Raw genomic sequence first — 17,345 nt, 5'->3', positions numbered from 1 at the left:
GCGTCAGACATTAAGCGATTTTTCTGGCGCTGGCCAGTAGCGCACCCACGGCCATAAACAGCCCACCGAAAATGCGGTTCATTAACGTCATCTGTTCTGGCCCTTTAATCCAGCCAGCAATCCGCGTTGCCAGCGTGGCGTAGCCAATCATCACGATGATATCGACCACTACGGTGGTCACGCCCAGCACCAGATACTGCATAAACAGCGGCTGATGTGGCTGGATAAACTGCGGGAAGAGTGCCGCCAAAAAGACGATACTTTTCGGGTTGGTCAGATTAACCAGCACGGCGCGTTTGAACAGGCGACGACGCGGCATCGCTTTGGCTACCGCATCCAGATCGATGCCACCTGCTGAGCGCCACTGCTGAATACCCAGCCAGACCAGATAGGCAGCACCGGCCCATTTGAGAATCTCAAATGCCAGCAGCGACTGAGAAAACAGCGCGCCCAGTCCGATGCCGACCAGCACGATATGCAGCGCCAGTCCGACCTGCAAACCAGAGATAGATGCCACTGTGCCGCGATAGCCGTGGCTGATACCGGTACTCATGGTGTTGATTGCGCCGGAACCAGGCGACAGGCTGAGAATTGTGGTGGTAAGCAGATAGGTCAGCCACCATTCGATGGTCATGGGTCAGGCTCTCTTTAGTCGCAGAATTGTGACACAATACGCCAGAAATAAGCGCGGCGCTACGGCCTGCATATGGCATTCAGGACTCAGTATCCGGTCATCAGGAGGGCGAATGAATCAACACAAAGCCAGTTGGCTGCGAAGAGAAAAAGCCTTTGCTGCCTTCGCCACCGGGCCGCTGCTCGATTTCTGGCACAGTCGTGAAGAGTGTGAGTTTACCGGCGTCGGTAATCTGACGCTGCGCTACGTGCGCTTCACATCGCCGCAACACAAGCGTGTGATCCTGATTGTGCCAGGACGCATCGAGAGTTATATAAAATATCCTGAGCTGGCGTACGATCTGTTTTACTGCGGATTTGATGTGGTGATCCTGGACCATCGCGGTCAGGGACGTTCCGATCGCCTGCTGGAAGATTCACACCGCGGTCACGTGGCGGAGTTTACCCATTATGTCGACGACCTTGAAACGCTCTATCTGAAAGAGATTGTCCGCGGCCATTATCAGCAGCGCTATGCGCTGGCTCACTCGATGGGTGGGGCAATCTTAACGCTGTTTCTGGCGCGTCAGCCACAGGCGTTTCATGCGGTCGCGCTGGTGGCGCCGATGTTTGGCATTGCCTTACCGCTGCCCTCTTTTCTGGCCCATCGGATCCTTGATTGGGCGGAGAAACGTCCGGCAATGCGCGATGGCTATGCGCTTGGCACTGGACGCTGGCGCGCGCATCCGTTTGGCATTAACCGGCTGACACACAGTACCGAGCGTTACCGGCGTAACCTGCGGTTTTATGCAGACGATCCGGCGATTCGCGTTGGCGGGCCGACCTACCACTGGGTACGCGAAGGCATCCATGCGGGTCGCAACATCATCAGTCAGGTTGATAAGATCACCACGCCACTGCTGCTGTTACAGGCCAGCGATGATCGGGTGGTCGACAATCGTTCGCAGGACCTTTTTTGTGCCGCGATGGCGGCGGCGGGTCATCCGTGTGAGGGCAATAAGCCACGGGTGATTGACGGTGCGCGTCATGAGATCCTGTTTGAAAAGGATGAGATGCGCGCCGAAGCACTCAATGCAGTGGTCGACTTTTTTTCATCGCATCACTAACGTTATTTATCCGACCGGTGAAGGCCGGCAGAACCAGATACCCGAGGTTTTCATGTATCACATCGTCGCATCCGATCTGGATGGCACGCTGCTTTCTCCCGAACATCGCCTGACGCCTTTTGCGCGTGAAACGCTGCAGCAGTTGGTCGCGAAAGATATTCACTTTATTTTCGCCACCGGCCGTCATCATATCGATGTCGGACAGATGCGTGACAGCCTGGCGATTCCGGCTTATATGATCACCTCAAACGGCGCGCGCGTTCATAACGCCAGGGGTGAGCTGGTGTTCAGTCATAATCTGGATGAGGATATCGCCAGCGACCTGTTTGGCCTGCAATACCATCACAGCCATATTCTGACCCACGTTTACCGTGACGATGAGTGGTTTGTCAGCCGTTCAAGCCCGGCAGAGCAGGACTATTTCCGCGAATCGGTGTTCAACTATCAGGTCTATGAGCCGGGTCTGCTGCCAACCGACAACATCAGCAAGGTCTTTTTTACCTGCGAAAACCCCGAGCATCTGGTCCCGATGGAGCAGGCGATTGAGGCGCGCTGGGGCGATCGGGTTAATGTCAGTTTCTCATTGCCTACCTGCCTGGAAGTAATGGCGGGTGGCGTGTCGAAAGGGCATGCGCTGGAAGCGGTAGCGAAACAACTGGGCCATACGCTGGAAAGCTGTATCGCCTTTGGCGACGGCATGAATGATGTGGAGATGCTGAGCATGGCGGGTAAGGGCTATATCATGCAGAACGCCCATCAGCGGTTGAAAGATACCCTGCCGGAGCTGGATGTGATTGGTTCGAATGCCGATGATGCCGTGCCACAGACGCTGCGCACACTCTATCTGGCCTAATCAGTCAGCGTAAAAAAGGGCCGGTTATACGGCCCTTTTTTAGCGTCAGGCAAGGCTCTTTTTGTGTTTGTGTTCGCTGACCATGGTCAGTAACAGCAGAATAACCGCCAGCACACAGCCGGCAATCATCACCATGAAGCCGCCGTCCCAGCCGAAGTAATCGACGGTGTAACCGACAATGGCGCTGGCCGCGACCGAACCCCCCAGGTAACCGAACAGGCCGGTGAAGCCCGCCGCCGTCCCCGCCGCTTTTTTCGGTGCCAGTTCCAGCGCGTGCAGGCCAATCAGCATCACCGGGCCGTAGATCAGGAAGCCAATCACGATCATACAGGCCATATCAACACCAGGATTGCCCGCCGGGTTGAACCAGTAGATGACGGTAGCGATGGTCACCAGCGTCATAAAGAACACGCCGGTTGCACCACGATTACCGCGGAATACTTTGTCGGACATCCAGCCGCACAGCAGCGTCCCCGGGATCCCCGCATACTCATACAGGAAGTAAGCCCAGGACGATTTATCCAGCGTGAAGTGTTTTACTTCCCTGAGATAGGTCGGCGACCAGTCGAGAATGCCGTAGCGCAGCAGATAAACAAACACGTTGGCCAGCGCGATGTACCATAGCAACTTGTTCGGCAGCACATATTTCATGAAGATCTGTTTTGCCGTCAGCTCCTCTTCGTGGCTGGCATCGTAATCAGCCGGGTAGTCGTTTTTGTACGCTTCAATCGGTGGCAGACCACAGGATTGTGGCGTGTCGCGCATCAGCGCAAAGGCCAGAATCGCAATCGCAATGGCGCCAAATGCCGGCATGTAGAGTGCCGCTTTCCAGTCGTTAAACCACGCCATACCGAGCAGGAACAGCAGAGGCGGAATACCTCCCCCCACGTTATGCGCACAGTTCCAGACCGAGACGATCCTGCCACGCTCCTTCTGCGACCACCAGTGAACCATGGTGCGCCCACAAGGTGGCCAGCCCATGCCCTGAAACCAGCCGCAGATAAACAACAGCACGAACATCACCATGATGCTGGAGGTAACCCAGGGCACGAATCCCATAATCAGCATCACTGTCGCGGCCAGAATCAGGCCTGCGGGTAAAAAGACGCGCGGATTTGATCGGTCAGAGACCGAGCCCATGATGAATTTTGAAAAGCCATAGGCAATGGATATGCCGGATAAGGCAAAACCGAGATCACCACGTGAAAAACCCTGCTCCACCAGATAGGGCATGGCGAGTGCGAAGTTTTTTCTGACCAGATAGTAGGCGGCGTAACCAAAGAAGATCCCGATGAAAATTTGCCAGCGCAGACGACGGTAGAGGGGATCAATGTGATCCTCCGCCACCTGCGGCTGACGGGGTGCAGGTTTAAAAATACTCAGCATCAGTGAAGCCCTCCAGGGCACATTATGGTTTTTTATTCCCAGCAGGTTGGGGCAGGAAAAAGAACAGAACGAAATGGACGCGGGATGTTCCATTTCGCGCAAAGAATAGTGTTAGCTACGCAACGTTACTGTGATGAGTGACACATTTGTTACAGTTTTATTACAATTGAGAGCGAAAGTGATCACCTCATGGATCATTTCACGCATTTTATCTGGCTTATTATCCCTTCTGTCGACAGTTATATCAGGGAGTGTAATCAGTTAATCCGGTAGGTATTTTGATCGCCTGGATTGTGACCAGATGTCAACCAGATTTAGCAGCCTGACGGCAGCACATTGTTTACACTGGCGGCCTGTTAATTTCAGGATCGTCACCGTGTTTTTATTGATTATTACCACCATTCTGTGGGCCTTTTCGTTCAGTCTGATTGGCGAATACCTTGCCGGGCAGGTGGACAGCTGGTTCTCTGTACTGATGCGACTGGCGCTGGCTGCGCTGGTTTTTTTACCTTTCCTGCGCTGGCGTGGTCATCGCCTTTCAACGCTGCTGCTTTACATGCTGGTCGGGATGCTGCAGCTGGGTGTGATGTATCTGCTGAGTTTTGAAGCCTATCTCTACCTTAGCGTGTCGGAATTCCTGCTGTTTACGGTGATGACGCCGCTGTATGTGACGCTGATTTACGATCTGATTAGCCGCCGTCCACTGCGCATGGGTTATATTTTCAGTGCACTGCTGGCTGTGGCAGGTGCGGCCATTATTCGCTATGACAAAGTCAGCGATCATTTCTGGTTTGGTCTGCTGTTAGTGCAACTGGCAAACATCTGCTTTGCGGCGGGAATGGTGGGCTATAAGCGTCTGCAGGAGACTCGTCCGATGCCGCAGCACACGGCCTTCTCCTGGTTCTATCTGGGTGCGGTGTTGATTGCGGTGATCGCCTGGTGTGCCTGGGGCAATCCACAGAAGTTGCCAACCACCTCATTGCAGTGGGGCATTCTGGTCTGGCTGGGCATTGCGGCTTCCGGTCTCGGCTATTTTATGTGGAATTATGGTGCGACCCAGGTCGATGCCGGCACGCTGGGCATTATGAATAACATGCACGTTCCTGCCGGGCTGCTGGTGAATCTGGCTATCTGGCAGGAGAAACCGCACTGGCCAAGCTTTATTGCGGGCGCGTTGGTGATCCTCGCCTCGCTGTGGGTGCATAAGCGCTGGGTGGTGGGGCGCGGTGACCGATCATAAACAGTGCTGCAACATGGGTGCGGCCTCCCGGGCTGGCGCGTCCGATCGCGAAGGAATCTCACCTCCCTGTGTATCGGCCGGGCCATCCCGGGCCCGGACGCTTCGCCCTTCAGACGCGCCAGCCCTGGAGACTTAACAGCATCATCGCGATTATTAATGGCTCAGAGCGAATATGAAGGAGTGGATGGCGGGTTGAGAAGTAAAGCGTCCGCCGCAAGGATGCGGCGCTGGAGGCTCCAGGGATGGATTTACGCCGTCTTTACGCAGCCACTCGCCATTTCCGACTGGATGGCACGATATCAGGCAGGCTTCTCACTCTTAGGACGCTGAATCATCGCCAGCCCTTTCAGGAAGTTACGCAGAATCTGGTCGCCGCATTCGCGGTAGTTCTTATGATCAGGTTTGCGGAAAATCGCGCCAATCTCAGCCTGTGAAACGGTAAAGTTCACGCGCTTCAGGACATCAGGAATGTCGGTAGTTTTCAGATCAAAAGCGATGCGCAGCTTTCTCATGAAGATGTTGTTAGTCATCTTGCGCTCAATCGACGGCGCGGGCGCATCTTCACTTTTGCCACGACGGTAAAAGATCAGGCCATTCAGAAAATAACCCATCAGCACATCGGGGCAGGGACGGAACGCGGCATCGTCATCTTTTTTCAGCCACGCCTGAATATCTGCCTGCGGTACGTCACATTCTGCCAGCGCAAAAATCTCCACCATTTTGGCATCGCTCAGGTTGAGCATGTAGCGCACGCTGCGCAGAATATCATTGTTAGTCATGGTGAGATCTTCTCATGGTCAGTCGACAGGCTGCGCATTATAGGGGATTTTGCCCGCCTTCGCGCAGGTTTGTGCCCGTCGAATTACCGCTGCAACACTGCTCCGGGCAGCGCGGCATCGCGCACAAAAGGCAGATGCTCACAGGCGTGCTGACGGGCAAAGCGGGTAAATGCCTCCAGCACCGGCTGACGCTGCTCCCCTTCGCGCACGGCCGCATAAAGACGGCTCCACAGGCCATCACCCAGTGTGCGGGTCACCACCAGACCCTGCTTCTCAAAACTTTCCACCACCCAATGCGGCAATGCGGCAATCCCCATACGCGCCGAGACCATCTGAATCATCAGCAGAGTATTATCCACACTTTTCAGTGCCGGACTGACGCCAGCAGGCTGAAGGAAGTGACGCCAGATATCCAGACGCTGACGCTGCACCGGATAGATCATCAACACTTCATCGGCTAAATCTTCCGGCGAAATCTGCTCAACCTGCGCCAGCGGGTGATCTGTTGCCAGCACCAGCCGCACTTCATAATCAAACATCGGGGAGTAGAACAGACCCGAGCGCGCCAGGATATCGGAGGTCAGCACCACATCCAGCTCACCCTGTTGCAGGGCGGGTTGAGGATCAAAGGTCACGCCCGATTTGAAATCCATCACCACCTGCGGCCAGCTCTGACGGAATTTATCCAGCGCGGGGGTCAGCCACTGAATGCAGCTATGGCACTCTATCGCCACCCGCAACGTGGTTTGATGCGGCTCATGGCAGGCTTGCAATGCCTGCTGAATCTGCGGCAGCACTTGCTCTGCCAGTTGCAGCAGAATATCACCCTGAGGCGTAAAGCGCAGCGGCTGACTTTTACGCACGAACAGGCGGAATCCCAGCCGCTGCTCCAGATCGCTGAACTGGTGAGACAACGCCGATTGCGTCTGATGAAGTTGGGCCGCCGCTGCCGCCAGCGACCCCGTATTGCGCAGAGCCTGTAGCGTCCGCAGGTGCTTGAGTTCGATCATGAGAGTCCTTCACATCGAAAATGAACATATTGCGCTTGAGCAACATACAGTACCCGCAGAGTATAGCAGTGTAAACATCTGGACGGCTAAACATCTTTGGCTGCCCTTAAGCCAAAGTGAAAGATTATCTGGAGAACCACACATGACTATCCTGAACCATACCCTTGGCTTTCCCCGTATTGGCCTGCGCCGTGAACTGAAAAAAGCACTGGAGCGTTACTGGGCGGGCGACAGCACCCAGCAGGCGTTACTGGCGGTGGGCCGCGAGCTTCGTGCCCGGCACTGGCAACAACAGAAAGAGGCCGGTGTCGATCTGCTGCCGGTCGGCGACTTTGCCTGGTACGATCATGTGCTGACGACCAGCCTGCTGCTGGGCAATGTGCCTGTGCGTCATCAGAACAAAGCAGGAACCGTTGACCTCGATACCCTGTTTCGTCTGGGGCGCGGTCGCGCACCTTCCGGCGAGCCTGCAGCAGCGGCTGAAATGACCAAATGGTTTAACACCAACTATCACTACATGGTGCCGGAATTTACTCTGGGCCAGACATTTAAACTGACCTGGACCCAATTGCTGGACGAGGTGGATGAGGCGCTGGCGCTGGGCCACAAAATCAAGCCGGTGCTGTTGGGCCCAGTGACCTATCTGTGGCTGGGTAAAGTGAAAGGTGAGCCGTTTGAACGTCTGTCGCTGCTGGAGGGAATTCTGCCGGTCTATCAGCAGGTGCTGGCGGAACTGGCAAAGCGCGGCATCGAATGGGTACAGATTGATGAACCTGCCCTGGCGCTGGAACTGCCGCAGACGTGGCGTGACGCCTTTCAACCGGCATATGACGCACTGCAAGGCCATAGCAAGCTGCTGCTGACCACCTATTTTGACAGTATCGGCCAGAACATTGATGTGATTCGTGAGCTGCCGGTGCAGGGCCTGCATGTCGATCTGGTGCATGGCCGCGATGATATTGAGCAACTGAATCAGCAGCTGCCCGCCCACTGGCTGCTGTCGCTTGGCGTGATTAATGGACGTAACGTCTGGCGTGCCGATCTGAGCAGCTGGTTCAGTCGTCTGCAACCGCTGACCACCCAGCGTGAACAGCTGTGGATTGGCTCTTCCTGCTCGCTGCTGCACAGTCCGATCGATCTGAGCGTCGAGACCCGTCTGGATGACGAAGTCAAAAGCTGGTTTGCCTTTGCGCTGCAGAAATGTGCTGAACTCTCGTTGCTGAGTCAGGCACTGAATAACAATGATGTGGTGTCGCTGGAAGCCTGGAGTACACCGGTGCGGGCCCGTGCGCACTCCCGTCGCGTGCATAATGCGACTGTGGGCCAGCGTCTGCAGGCCATCACGCCTCAGCACAGTGAACGTCAGAGCGCCTGGCCGGTGCGGTCAATTCTACAGCGTCAGCGTTTTAATCTGCCGGCCTGGCCCACCACCACCATCGGCTCCTTTCCGCAGACTACTGAAATTCGCAGCCTGCGCCTCGACTTTAAACAGGGCCGTCTCGACAGCAACCATTACCGCACCGGTATCGCTGAACATATCAAACAGGCGATTACTGAGCAGGAGCGGCTAGGGCTGGATGTGCTGGTTCACGGTGAAGCGGAACGTAACGACATGGTTGAGTACTTCGGCGAGCATCTGGAGGGATTTGTCTTCACCCAGAATGGCTGGGTTCAGAGCTACGGTTCACGCTGTGTGAAACCCCCGGTTATCATCGGCGATGTCAGTCGTCCGCAGGCGATCACCGTTGAGTGGGCCCGCTATGCACAGTCGCTGACCGACAGGCCGGTAAAAGGAATGCTGACCGGGCCGGTGACCATCCTCTGCTGGTCATTTCCGCGTGAAGATGTGTCACGTGAAACCATCGCGAAACAGATCGCGCTGGCACTGCGTGATGAGGTGGAGGACCTGGAGAAAGCAGGCATCGGGATTATTCAGATTGATGAGCCTGCCCTGCGTGAAGGTCTGCCCCTGCATCAGTCTGAGTGGGCCGCCTACCTGAACTGGGCGGTGGAGGCCTTCCGGCTGAATGCGGCGGTAGCGCGGGATGAAACCCAGATTCACACCCATATGTGTTACTGCGAATTCAACGACATTATGGACTCGATTGCGGCGCTGGATGCGGATGTGATCACTATCGAAACCTCGCGATCTGACATGGATCTACTGGAGGCGTTTGAACACCTCGACTATCCGAATGAAATCGGCCCTGGCGTCTATGATATCCACTCGCCTAACGTTCCCAGCGTGGAGTGGATAGAAACGCTGTTGCGGAAGGCGGCGAAGCGGATCCCGGAATCGCGTCTATGGGTGAACCCGGATTGCGGTCTGAAAACGCGTGGCTGGACGGAAACGCGTCAGGCGCTGGCGAACATGGTGACGGCGGCGAAAAAGCTGCGAGGTGAAACGGTGTAGGAAATTTGGTCGAGTGACGAAAAAACAGGGGCGCAGAAGCGCCCCTGTTTTATGACAAATATTGCCCCGATCCGCTGTGAAATTGAGCTTGCGAAGGAAACTTAGTCAGATTCGAAAGACGCTTAAGCCAATTTCTGGCTGCTCAGCACGCGCGATGATGCACCTCATCCCTGGGGCGCGCCCGTAGCCTGGCCAACGCGTTGCGTTGTTCAAAAACGTTCCCGGCGTTTTTTGTCCATAGCGCGGGACGTTTTCTTCTTCTGCCCATGTTCCCTGAATTACTCCGTTACGGTCAGATTGACCCTGATTTCGACTGTTCAGCAGTCTGTGCGGCGAGCATGCGTGATGTTACTGCGATGCAACGCCATACTGCCTGAACCAGGTCAGCATCCGCTGCCAGCCATCATTGGCAGATTCAGCATGGTAGCTCGTGCGGTAGTCAGCATTAAAGGCATGTCCGGCTTCGGGATAGACGATAATCTCTGCGGTCGCATTGGCGGCATGCAGCGCCTGACGCATCTGCTCGACGCTCTCCAGCGGAATGCCTTCATCCTGACCGCCATATAAGCCCAATACCGGCGCACTCAGATCGACCGCGACATCAATAGGGTGCTTCTGCTGCTTCAGCGTGCGCTCGCCGGTCAGCCGCCCATACCAGGCCACTGCAGCGCGCAGCTGCGGGTTATGCGCTGCGTAGAGCCAGCTGATGCGGCCACCCCAGCAAAAACCGGTGATGCCCATGCGACGGATATCACCGCCGTTACGTGCGGCCCAGTTGGCAGCATGATCAAGATCGGCCAGCACTTGGGTATCCGGCACTTTACTGACCAGCTCGGTGAACAGCGTCGGGATATCATGATACTCAGCCGGATCGCCCTCGCGAAAATAGAGTTCAGGTGCAATCGCCAGATAACCTTCCAGCGCCAGACGACGGCAAATGTCCCGGATGTGTTCATGTACACCAAAGATCTCCTGCACCACCAGCACGACAGGCAACGGGCCTTCTGCTGAGTGCGGTTTTGCAAAAAATGCTGGCATGTTTTCGCCCTGGCTGGGCACTGAGGTTTCACCCGCGTGAATGGCCGGGCTGTCGGTAATAATGGTGGTGGAGGCGGTGGGTTGCACGGCAGGGGCAAAGCCGTCCGTCGCCGGTTTATGTGCCATATTATCACTGGGTTTCATTATTCTCTCCGTGCAATCATTTGCGCAATCACGTAACTATAGCCTGGCCGGAAAGTGTATGCGCCAGGTGTTGGGTAACAGAATCAACAGCGAACATAATCATCCACCTCTTTAGCACTGCGCTGTCCCTGACACAGCCTCACCGAGGGCTATCCGGACCAGGAAGAGGTGATTTTGTGGTATAGATCGCATTTTTGCTTCCACGAAATGTAACTTTCATTTTCTTAAGTGAATGTTGTCACATATTTATCGGGCGTGCTGGCGTAAAGTGGCGCGCTACCTTCCCTCAACAGGAGTCTGAAAATGACACAGTCTGACGTTTTCCATCTTGGCCTGACTAAAGCCGATCTGCAGGGCGCTACCCTGGCGATTGTGCCGGGCGATCCGGAGCGTGTGAAGAAAATTGCCGGACTGATGGAAGATGCCACGCATCTCGCCTCACACCGTGAATTTACCTCCTGGCTGGCAAAACTTGATGGTAAGCCCGTCGTTGTCTGCTCAACCGGCATTGGCGGCCCTTCTACGTCGATTGCGGTCGAAGAGCTTGCACAGCTTGGCGTAGATACCTTCCTGCGAGTCGGCACCACTGGCGCTATCCAGCCGCATATCAATGTCGGCGATGTGCTGGTGACCACCGCGTCAGTTCGCCTGGACGGAGCCAGCCTGCATTTTGCGCCGATGGAGTTCCCGGCAGTGGCGGATTTCACCTGCACGACTGCACTGGTTGCCGCAGCTGAAGCCTGCGGTGCCAAAACGCATATCGGCATCACCGCCTCCTCTGACACCTTCTATCCGGGCCAGGAGCGCTACGACACCGTCTCGGGTCGCGTTGTCAGTCGCTTTAAGGGATCAATGAAAGAGTGGCAGGAGATGGGCGTTCTCAACTATGAGATGGAATCCGCTACGTTGTTAACCATGTGCGCCAGCCAGGGTCTGCGCGCCGGCATGGTGGCGGGCGTCATTGTGAACCGTACTCAGAAAGAGATCCCGGATGCGGTCACTATGAAACAGACAGAAAATGATGCAGTGAAGATTGTGGTCGAAGCGGCGCGTCGCTTACTATAACGACCGCATCTGGCAGCAGGTTTTTTGTCCGGACTCAAAACCCGCTGCCGGTCGTTAGCGGCGCGTAGTATCAGTGAAACCTGAGCGTTTTTATGCGCAATACCATTTCTGTCCGACGTCCTGCCCCTGGCGCTAATCCTGCCGCATTCCATGCCCGGCTGGAACGCGGTGCCGAACGTTTCCGTGCCGCCATGCAACAGGGCGACTACGCAGGGCCACCCAATGCTGTGAAGAGGTATTGCGCTTTATGCCCAATCAGATATAGGTGCTGAGCGACTACGCGCTCTGCCTGCTGCGTCTGGGCCAGTACAAGAAATTGGATAAAATCTACCAGAAGATTTATCAGTCGCCGCCCGCAGTGCAGGCTACGGCCTTTGAAACCTGGCTGGAGGGTTTAACCGACGTGTGCGGCTGGCTGGATAAAAAGGACGAGGTGGCGCGTCATGGCCTGGCGCCGCTGATGCGCTCTGATGCGCGTTTCAGTCAGGGGCAGCGCGCCGCGTTTACCGCTCCGCAACCTGAGCCTGTCGATCTCACTCATCTGCAGCAGAATGTCATCGCTTTCTGCCTCTGTAGCGATCAGCCGCGCTACGGCGAAACCTTAATTAACAACGTTGAAGTGGCACCTGAGCTCAATCCCGGCTGGGTCTGCCGCTTCAACCTTGATGACAGCGTGCCGCAGCATGTCTGGCAGCGTCTTGAGCAGCCGCGCGTCCAACAGCTCGATACGTCCCACAAGAAAACGCTGTTTCCGACCCTGTGGCGTTTCCTGGTGATGGACGATCCTGAGGTGAAGCGCTTTATTGTGCGTGGTGCCGACTCGAGCGCCGCTAAGGGCAGCAGACAGCGCGTAGCAATCACCTCCGGAGAGACGGCCTGGCGCTATCTGGCACAGGTGAAAAAGGGTGAATGCTGCGGCCAATGCCGTTTTTTCTGATTGATGAGTGGCAGGCGGGAAAGCGACAGGGGTGGGACTGTAGGGCGCTGAGTCTTGCAAAATTATCTGGACATTCATACAGTGCGACTCTACCTTTTTCCTCAGCAGCCAGAGTCGCGGGGAAATCATGGATCAGCACATCATCATCAGCGCCTGTCTGGCACTTGCCGGGTTAGGGATTGGCTGGATACTGGCACAGTTACGTGCCGGCCATCAGGTCGCCAGTTTTCAGACCGAGCGCCGTCTGCTGGAAGAGGCGCAACAGCGTCAGCAGCAGCAAATCGAACAGCTTCAGCAGCAGACGCAACAGCGTGAACAGGAGCTTCGTCAGCTTCATGGGGCACTGAGCGGCGCCAATGAGCGACTGCAGCAGCTTGATTACTGGCGTAATGAAAGTGAGCAGCTTAATCGTGAACTGCGCAATCAGCTGGAGGTCAACAGCGCGCAGGAAGCGGAGCTGCGCGAGGTGACCATTCGCCTTGAAGAGACCCGTTTCGCCGCGGAAGAGAAACAGCGCCTGCTGACTAACAGCGAACAACGCCTTAGTGCCCAGTTTGAAAACCTCGCCAACCGTATTTTTGAAAACAGCGGCCGTCGCGTCGATGAACAGAACCGGCAAAGTCTGGACGGGCTGATTGGCCCATTGCGTGAACAGCTTGATGGCTTCCGTCGTCAGGTTCATGAAAGCTTTGGCGCAGAGGCGCGTGAGCGGCATACCCTGACCCATGAAATCCGGCAGTTACAGCAGTTGAATGCGCAGATGGCGCAGGAGGCGCTCAATCTGACCAAAGCGCTGAAGGGCGACAATAAAATCCAGGGTAACTGGGGTGAAGTAGTGCTGAGTCGCGTACTGGAGGCCTCCGGGCTGCGTGAAGGCTACGAATATGAAACCCAGGTCAGCATTCAGTCAGAACAGCAGGGCAGGATGCAGCCGGATGTGATTGTGCGTCTGCCGCAGGGCAAAGATGTGGTAGTGGATGCCAAAATGACCCTGGTGGCCTATGAGCGCTACTTCAATGCGGATGATGAGATCGAGCGTGAGCAGGCTATCCAGGAGCATGTCAGCGCTATGCGGGCGCACATCCGTCTGTTAGGGCGAAAAGATTATCAACAATTGCCCGGTTTACGGTCGCTGGATTATGTGTTGATGTTCATCCCGGTTGAGCCCGCCTTTTTGCTGGCCATTGACCGCCAGCCTGAGCTGATTGGCGAGGCGCTGCAGCAGAACATTATGCTGGTCAGTCCCACCACGCTGCTGGTGGCATTACGTACCATCAATAACCTGTGGCGCTATGAGCATCAGAGCCGCAATGCGCAGCGTATTGCCGATCGGGCAACGCGGCTCTATGACAAGATGCGGCTGTTTGTCGATGACATGAGCGGCATTGGTCATAGCCTGGATAAGGCGCAGAACAGCTATCGCGAGGCAATGAAAAAGCTGGCAGAAGGGCGCGGCAACCTGATTGCGCAGACTGAAGGATTCCGTACGCTGGGTGTGGAGATTAAACGGCCAATCAATCCTCAGCTGGCCGAACGCGCCATGCCGGAAAACCGGACGGATGACGATGCAGGTGATGACAGGGATGCGGATGAGAGTGAGAAGCGTGTGAGACGCCTCCACGAATAGTACGGGCGCAGCGTGCCTGACTTCCGTGACTCTGATACACTTCGGGAAGTATTGTTTGTGGAGCAGGTAAAACCGATGGCAGATGAATCACAGCAGGAAACCACTCATTTTGGCTTTCAGACGGTCGCCAAAAGCGAAAAAGCTGACAAAGTCGCGGATGTGTTTCACTCCGTAGCGGCAAAATATGACCTGATGAACGATTTGATGTCGTTTGGCGTTCATCGTATCTGGAAGCGTTTTACCATTGACAGCAGCGGTGTACGTCGTGGCCAGCGTGTTTTGGATCTGGCGGGGGGGACCGGCGATTTGACCGCTAAATTCTCTCGCCTGGTGGGCGAAACTGGTCAGGTTGTACTGGCGGATATCAACAGTTCCATGCTGACGATGGGCCGAGAAAAGCTGCGCAATCAGGGTGTGGTAGGCAACGTGAGTTATGTGCAGGCCAACGCAGAAGCTTTGCCTTTCCCCGATAACTACTTTGATTGCATCACCATCTCCTTTGGGCTGCGCAACGTCACGGAAAAAGAGAAGGCACTGGCCTCTATGTTCCGCGTCCTTAAGCCGGGCGGACGCCTGCTGGTTCTGGAGTTCTCTAAGCCGGTACTGGATCCGCTGAGCAAAGCGTATGACGCCTACTCGTTCCACATTCTGCCGCGCATTGGACAACTGGTGGCCCAGGATGCAGAGAGCTACCGTTATCTGGCCGAATCGATCCGCATGCATCCCGATCAGGAGACCCTGAAAGCGATGATGAACGATGTTGGTTTTGAAAATACCACTTACTCCAATATGACCGGCGGTATCGTAGCGCTGCATCGTGGATTTAAGTTCTGAGTGAAATGGTAATGAACCTGACGCCCTTGATTACCGCGGGCCTGGAAACGGCGCTGAACCGTATTCTCTATCGCGATCGTGGCCTTAAACCGGCGCGGCAACGCCTGAATGGCAAAGTGCTGACGCTGCGCCTGAATGAGTTCTCTCATCCGCTGGTGCTGGTCTTTAGTGAAAAGCAGTTGGACGTGTTAGCGGACTGGCAGGATCGCAGTGATTGCACGGTGATCACCTCGCTGAAAACTCTGCCGAAGCTGCGCGATCGCCAGCAGCTGACGCCGCTGATCCGCAGCGGTGAGCTGCAGGTTGAAGGTGACCTCCAGGTGGTGCAGCATTTCTCCGCGCTGATGGACCTGGCTGAGCTGGATCCGGCAGAATATCTGGCTCCCTGGGTCGGCGATATCGCTGCACAGGGCATCAGTCAGCGCTCACAACAGGCCTTCCGCTTTTTCAAAGGCGGGGTGCAGCGTCGCCAGAATTATCTCGGACAGGCCATGACCGAAGAGTGGCGTGTTGCGCCTGGCTCGCTGGAATTAGCCTGGTTTTCTGAGGAGGTTGACGCGATGGAACGTTCGCTTGAGGCGCTTGATGCGCGTCTGGCGCAGCTGGAGGCAAAATGAGTTTTGGTGAGATCCGCCGCTTATATCTGATCATGAAGGTCTTTCTGACCTATGGCCTTGATGAACTGATTCCTCAGACACGCCTCACTTTCCTGTTTCGCTTGTGGCGTCGCTCTGTTTTCTGGATCCCGAATCTGCATCAGCATGAACCGACCGGCGCACGTATGCGTATGGCGATGGAGCAGCTGGGACCGGTCTGGATCAAGTTTGGTCAGATGCTGTCGACGCGCCGGGATCTCTTCCCGCCGCAGATCGCCGATCAACTGGCAATCCTGCAGGACCGTGTTGCGCCGTTCGATGGCGTCAAAGCGAAAGCGCAGATTGAAGCCTCGATGGGCGCGCCGATTGAAACCTGGTTTGATGATTTTGATATTAAGCCACTGGCTTCGGCATCGATTGCGCAAGTGCACACGGCCACGCTGAAATCAAACGGCAAGAAAGTCGTGATCAAAGTGATTCGCCCCGATATTTTGCCGGTGATCAGAGCGGACATGAAGCTGATCTATCGCCTGGCACGCTGGGTTCCGCGTCTGCTGCCGGATGGCCGTCGTCTGCGTCCGGTCGAGGTGGTGCGTGATTATGAGAAAACCCTGCTTGATGAACTGAACCTGTTACGCGAAGCGGCCAACGCCATCCAACTGCGGCGGAATTTTGAAGATAGCCGCATGCTGTATGTGCCGGAAGTCTATTCCGACTACTGCAGCGAAACCATGATGGTGATGGAGCGCATCTACGGCATCCCAATTTCAGACGTTGCCACGCTGGAGCGTCATGGCGTGAACATGAAACTGCTGGCAGAACGTGGTGTGCAGGTCTTCTTTACCCAAGTCTTTCGCGACAGCTTCTTCCACGCGGATATGCATCCGGGCAACATTTTTGTCAGCTATGAACATCCGGAAGATCCGCAATACATCGGCATTGACTGCGGTATCGTGGGTTCGCTGAACAAAGAAGATAAGCGTTATCTGGCAGAGAACTTTATCGCCTTTTTCAATCGTGACTACCGTAAGGTCGCAGAGCTGCACGTTGATTCAGGCTGGGTACCGCCCGATACCAACGTCGAAGATTTCGAGTTTGCGATCCGTACGGTCTGCGAACCGATTTTTGAAAAGCCGCTGGCTGAGATCTCCTTCGGGCATGTGTTGCTGAACCTGTTTAACACCGCACGCCGCTTTAATATGGAAGTGCAGCCGCAGCTGGTCCTGCTGCAAAAAACGCTGCTCTATGTTGAAGGCATTGGCCGTCAGCTTTATCCACAGCTCGACCTGTGGAAGACAGCCAAGCCATTTCTGGAAGAGTGGATTAAGGATCAGGTCGGTTTGCCCGCCATTATCCGTGCGGTTAAAGAAAAAGCGCCATTCTGGGCTGAAAAGTTACCTGAGTTGCCAGAACTCTTTTACGACAGTATGCGGCAGCACAAGCTTTTACGGCACAGCGTCGATAAATTAGTGGGCGATTTGAATGCGCAGCGCGTCCGTCACCATCAGGCGCGTTACCTGTTTGGCGTCGGTGCAACGTTATTGTTAAGCGGAACGGCTGTGCTGCTCACCCGATCGGATTGGGACTTTTTCCCGGCGGTGTTGATGGCAGCGGGAATCGTCTCCTGGTTAATCGGCTGGCGTAAGACAAACTGATTGTCACGTCAGTCTAAAAAAAGGTAATG

The 17,345-nt window shown here is 55.5% G+C and carries 15 protein-coding genes; 10 read left to right on the top strand and 5 right to left on the bottom strand.

Annotated elements, in window-relative coordinates; genetic code table 11:
- Positions 1–10 precede the first annotated feature (10 nt).
- Positions 11–634: a homoserine/homoserine lactone efflux protein gene (rhtB, locus tag WFO64_RS14995; RefSeq protein WP_337012899.1), complete on the bottom strand. Its 624-nt coding sequence runs from the start codon at positions 632–634 to the stop codon at positions 11–13.
- A gap of 112 nt (positions 635–746) precedes the next feature.
- Here rhtB and pldB point away from each other — a divergent pair, with 112 nt between their 5' ends.
- Both pldB and yigL read left to right on the top strand, forming a co-directional pair.
- Positions 747–1,739 (top strand): lysophospholipase L2, encoded by a 993-nt coding sequence (gene pldB, locus WFO64_RS14990; RefSeq protein WP_337012898.1) that lies wholly within the window; start codon positions 747–749, stop codon positions 1,737–1,739.
- A 52-nt stretch (positions 1,740–1,791) separates the two neighbouring features.
- Complete coding sequence (gene yigL, locus WFO64_RS14985) at positions 1,792–2,592, top strand: sugar/pyridoxal phosphate phosphatase YigL (protein WP_337012897.1); 801 nt, start codon at positions 1,792–1,794, stop codon at positions 2,590–2,592.
- A 45-nt stretch (positions 2,593–2,637) separates the two neighbouring features.
- Here yigL and glpT read toward each other — a convergent pair whose 3' ends face one another.
- Positions 2,638–3,978: a glycerol-3-phosphate transporter gene (glpT, locus tag WFO64_RS14980; RefSeq protein WP_337012896.1), complete on the bottom strand. Its 1,341-nt coding sequence runs from the start codon at positions 3,976–3,978 to the stop codon at positions 2,638–2,640.
- Positions 3,979–4,354: 376 nt separating this feature from the next.
- On the opposite strand from glpT, the gene WFO64_RS14975 reads away from it, so the two are divergent.
- Positions 4,355–5,218, top strand: coding sequence for a carboxylate/amino acid/amine transporter (locus WFO64_RS14975; protein ID WP_337012895.1), 864 nt, complete (start codon positions 4,355–4,357; stop codon positions 5,216–5,218).
- A 299-nt stretch (positions 5,219–5,517) separates the two neighbouring features.
- Here the strand turns inward: WFO64_RS14975 and WFO64_RS14970 are convergent, their stop codons facing one another.
- Together WFO64_RS14970 and metR are read right to left on the bottom strand one after the other, a co-directional pair.
- Positions 5,518–5,997 carry a DUF1456 family protein gene (locus WFO64_RS14970; protein WP_337012894.1) on the bottom strand — a complete coding sequence of 160 codons (480 nt, stop codon included), beginning with the start codon at positions 5,995–5,997 and terminating at the stop codon, positions 5,518–5,520.
- A gap of 83 nt (positions 5,998–6,080) precedes the next feature.
- Positions 6,081–7,007 carry an HTH-type transcriptional regulator MetR gene (metR, locus tag WFO64_RS14965; RefSeq protein WP_337012893.1) on the bottom strand — a complete coding sequence of 309 codons (927 nt, stop codon included), beginning with the start codon at positions 7,005–7,007 and terminating at the stop codon, positions 6,081–6,083.
- A 142-nt stretch (positions 7,008–7,149) separates the two neighbouring features.
- Here metR and metE point away from each other — a divergent pair, with 142 nt between their 5' ends.
- Complete coding sequence (gene metE, locus WFO64_RS14960; RefSeq protein ID WP_337012892.1) at positions 7,150–9,420, top strand: 5-methyltetrahydropteroyltriglutamate--homocysteine S-methyltransferase; 2,271 nt, start codon at positions 7,150–7,152, stop codon at positions 9,418–9,420.
- Between the two features lie 348 nt (positions 9,421–9,768).
- On the opposite strand, the gene WFO64_RS14955 is transcribed toward metE, so the two are convergent.
- Complete coding sequence (locus tag WFO64_RS14955; RefSeq protein WP_337012891.1) at positions 9,769–10,602, bottom strand: dienelactone hydrolase family protein; 834 nt, start codon at positions 10,600–10,602, stop codon at positions 9,769–9,771.
- 303 nt (positions 10,603–10,905) lie between these two features.
- Here WFO64_RS14955 and udp point away from each other — a divergent pair, with 303 nt between their 5' ends.
- The 6 genes from udp (at position 10,906) to ubiB (ending at position 17,316) form a co-directional block, all read left to right on the top strand.
- Positions 10,906–11,667: a uridine phosphorylase gene (udp, locus tag WFO64_RS14950; RefSeq protein WP_337012890.1), complete on the top strand. Its 762-nt coding sequence runs from the start codon at positions 10,906–10,908 to the stop codon at positions 11,665–11,667.
- A 265-nt stretch (positions 11,668–11,932) separates the two neighbouring features.
- Positions 11,933–12,604, top strand: coding sequence for a hypothetical protein (locus WFO64_RS14945; RefSeq protein ID WP_337012889.1), 672 nt, complete (start codon positions 11,933–11,935; stop codon positions 12,602–12,604).
- Positions 12,605–12,731: 127 nt separating this feature from the next.
- Positions 12,732–14,231 (top strand): DNA recombination protein RmuC, encoded by a 1,500-nt coding sequence (gene rmuC, locus WFO64_RS14940; RefSeq protein ID WP_337012888.1) that lies wholly within the window; start codon positions 12,732–12,734, stop codon positions 14,229–14,231.
- 75 nt (positions 14,232–14,306) lie between these two features.
- On the top strand, positions 14,307–15,065 hold the full coding sequence (ubiE, locus tag WFO64_RS14935; protein WP_337012887.1) for a bifunctional demethylmenaquinone methyltransferase/2-methoxy-6-polyprenyl-1,4-benzoquinol methylase UbiE: 759 nt from the start codon (positions 14,307–14,309) through the stop codon (positions 15,063–15,065).
- Between the two features lie 11 nt (positions 15,066–15,076).
- A complete protein-coding gene (ubiJ, locus tag WFO64_RS14930; protein ID WP_337012886.1) occupies positions 15,077–15,682 on the top strand; it encodes a ubiquinone biosynthesis protein UbiJ in 606 nt (201 codons plus the stop codon).
- Entirely contained in the window at positions 15,679–17,316 is a 1,638-nt protein-coding gene (gene ubiB / locus WFO64_RS14925; protein ID WP_337012885.1) for a ubiquinone biosynthesis regulatory protein kinase UbiB, read from the top strand. The genes ubiJ and ubiB overlap by 4 nt, the downstream gene beginning before the upstream one ends.
- The last annotated feature ends 29 nt before the right edge of the window (positions 17,317–17,345 follow it).

This window comes from Pantoea sp. AS142 (assembly GCF_037152305.1).
GTDB lineage: Bacteria > Pseudomonadota > Gammaproteobacteria > Enterobacterales > Enterobacteriaceae > Pantoea.
Note: the sequence above shows the minus strand (reverse complement) of the source record. Positions and strands in the feature narration are given on the sequence as shown.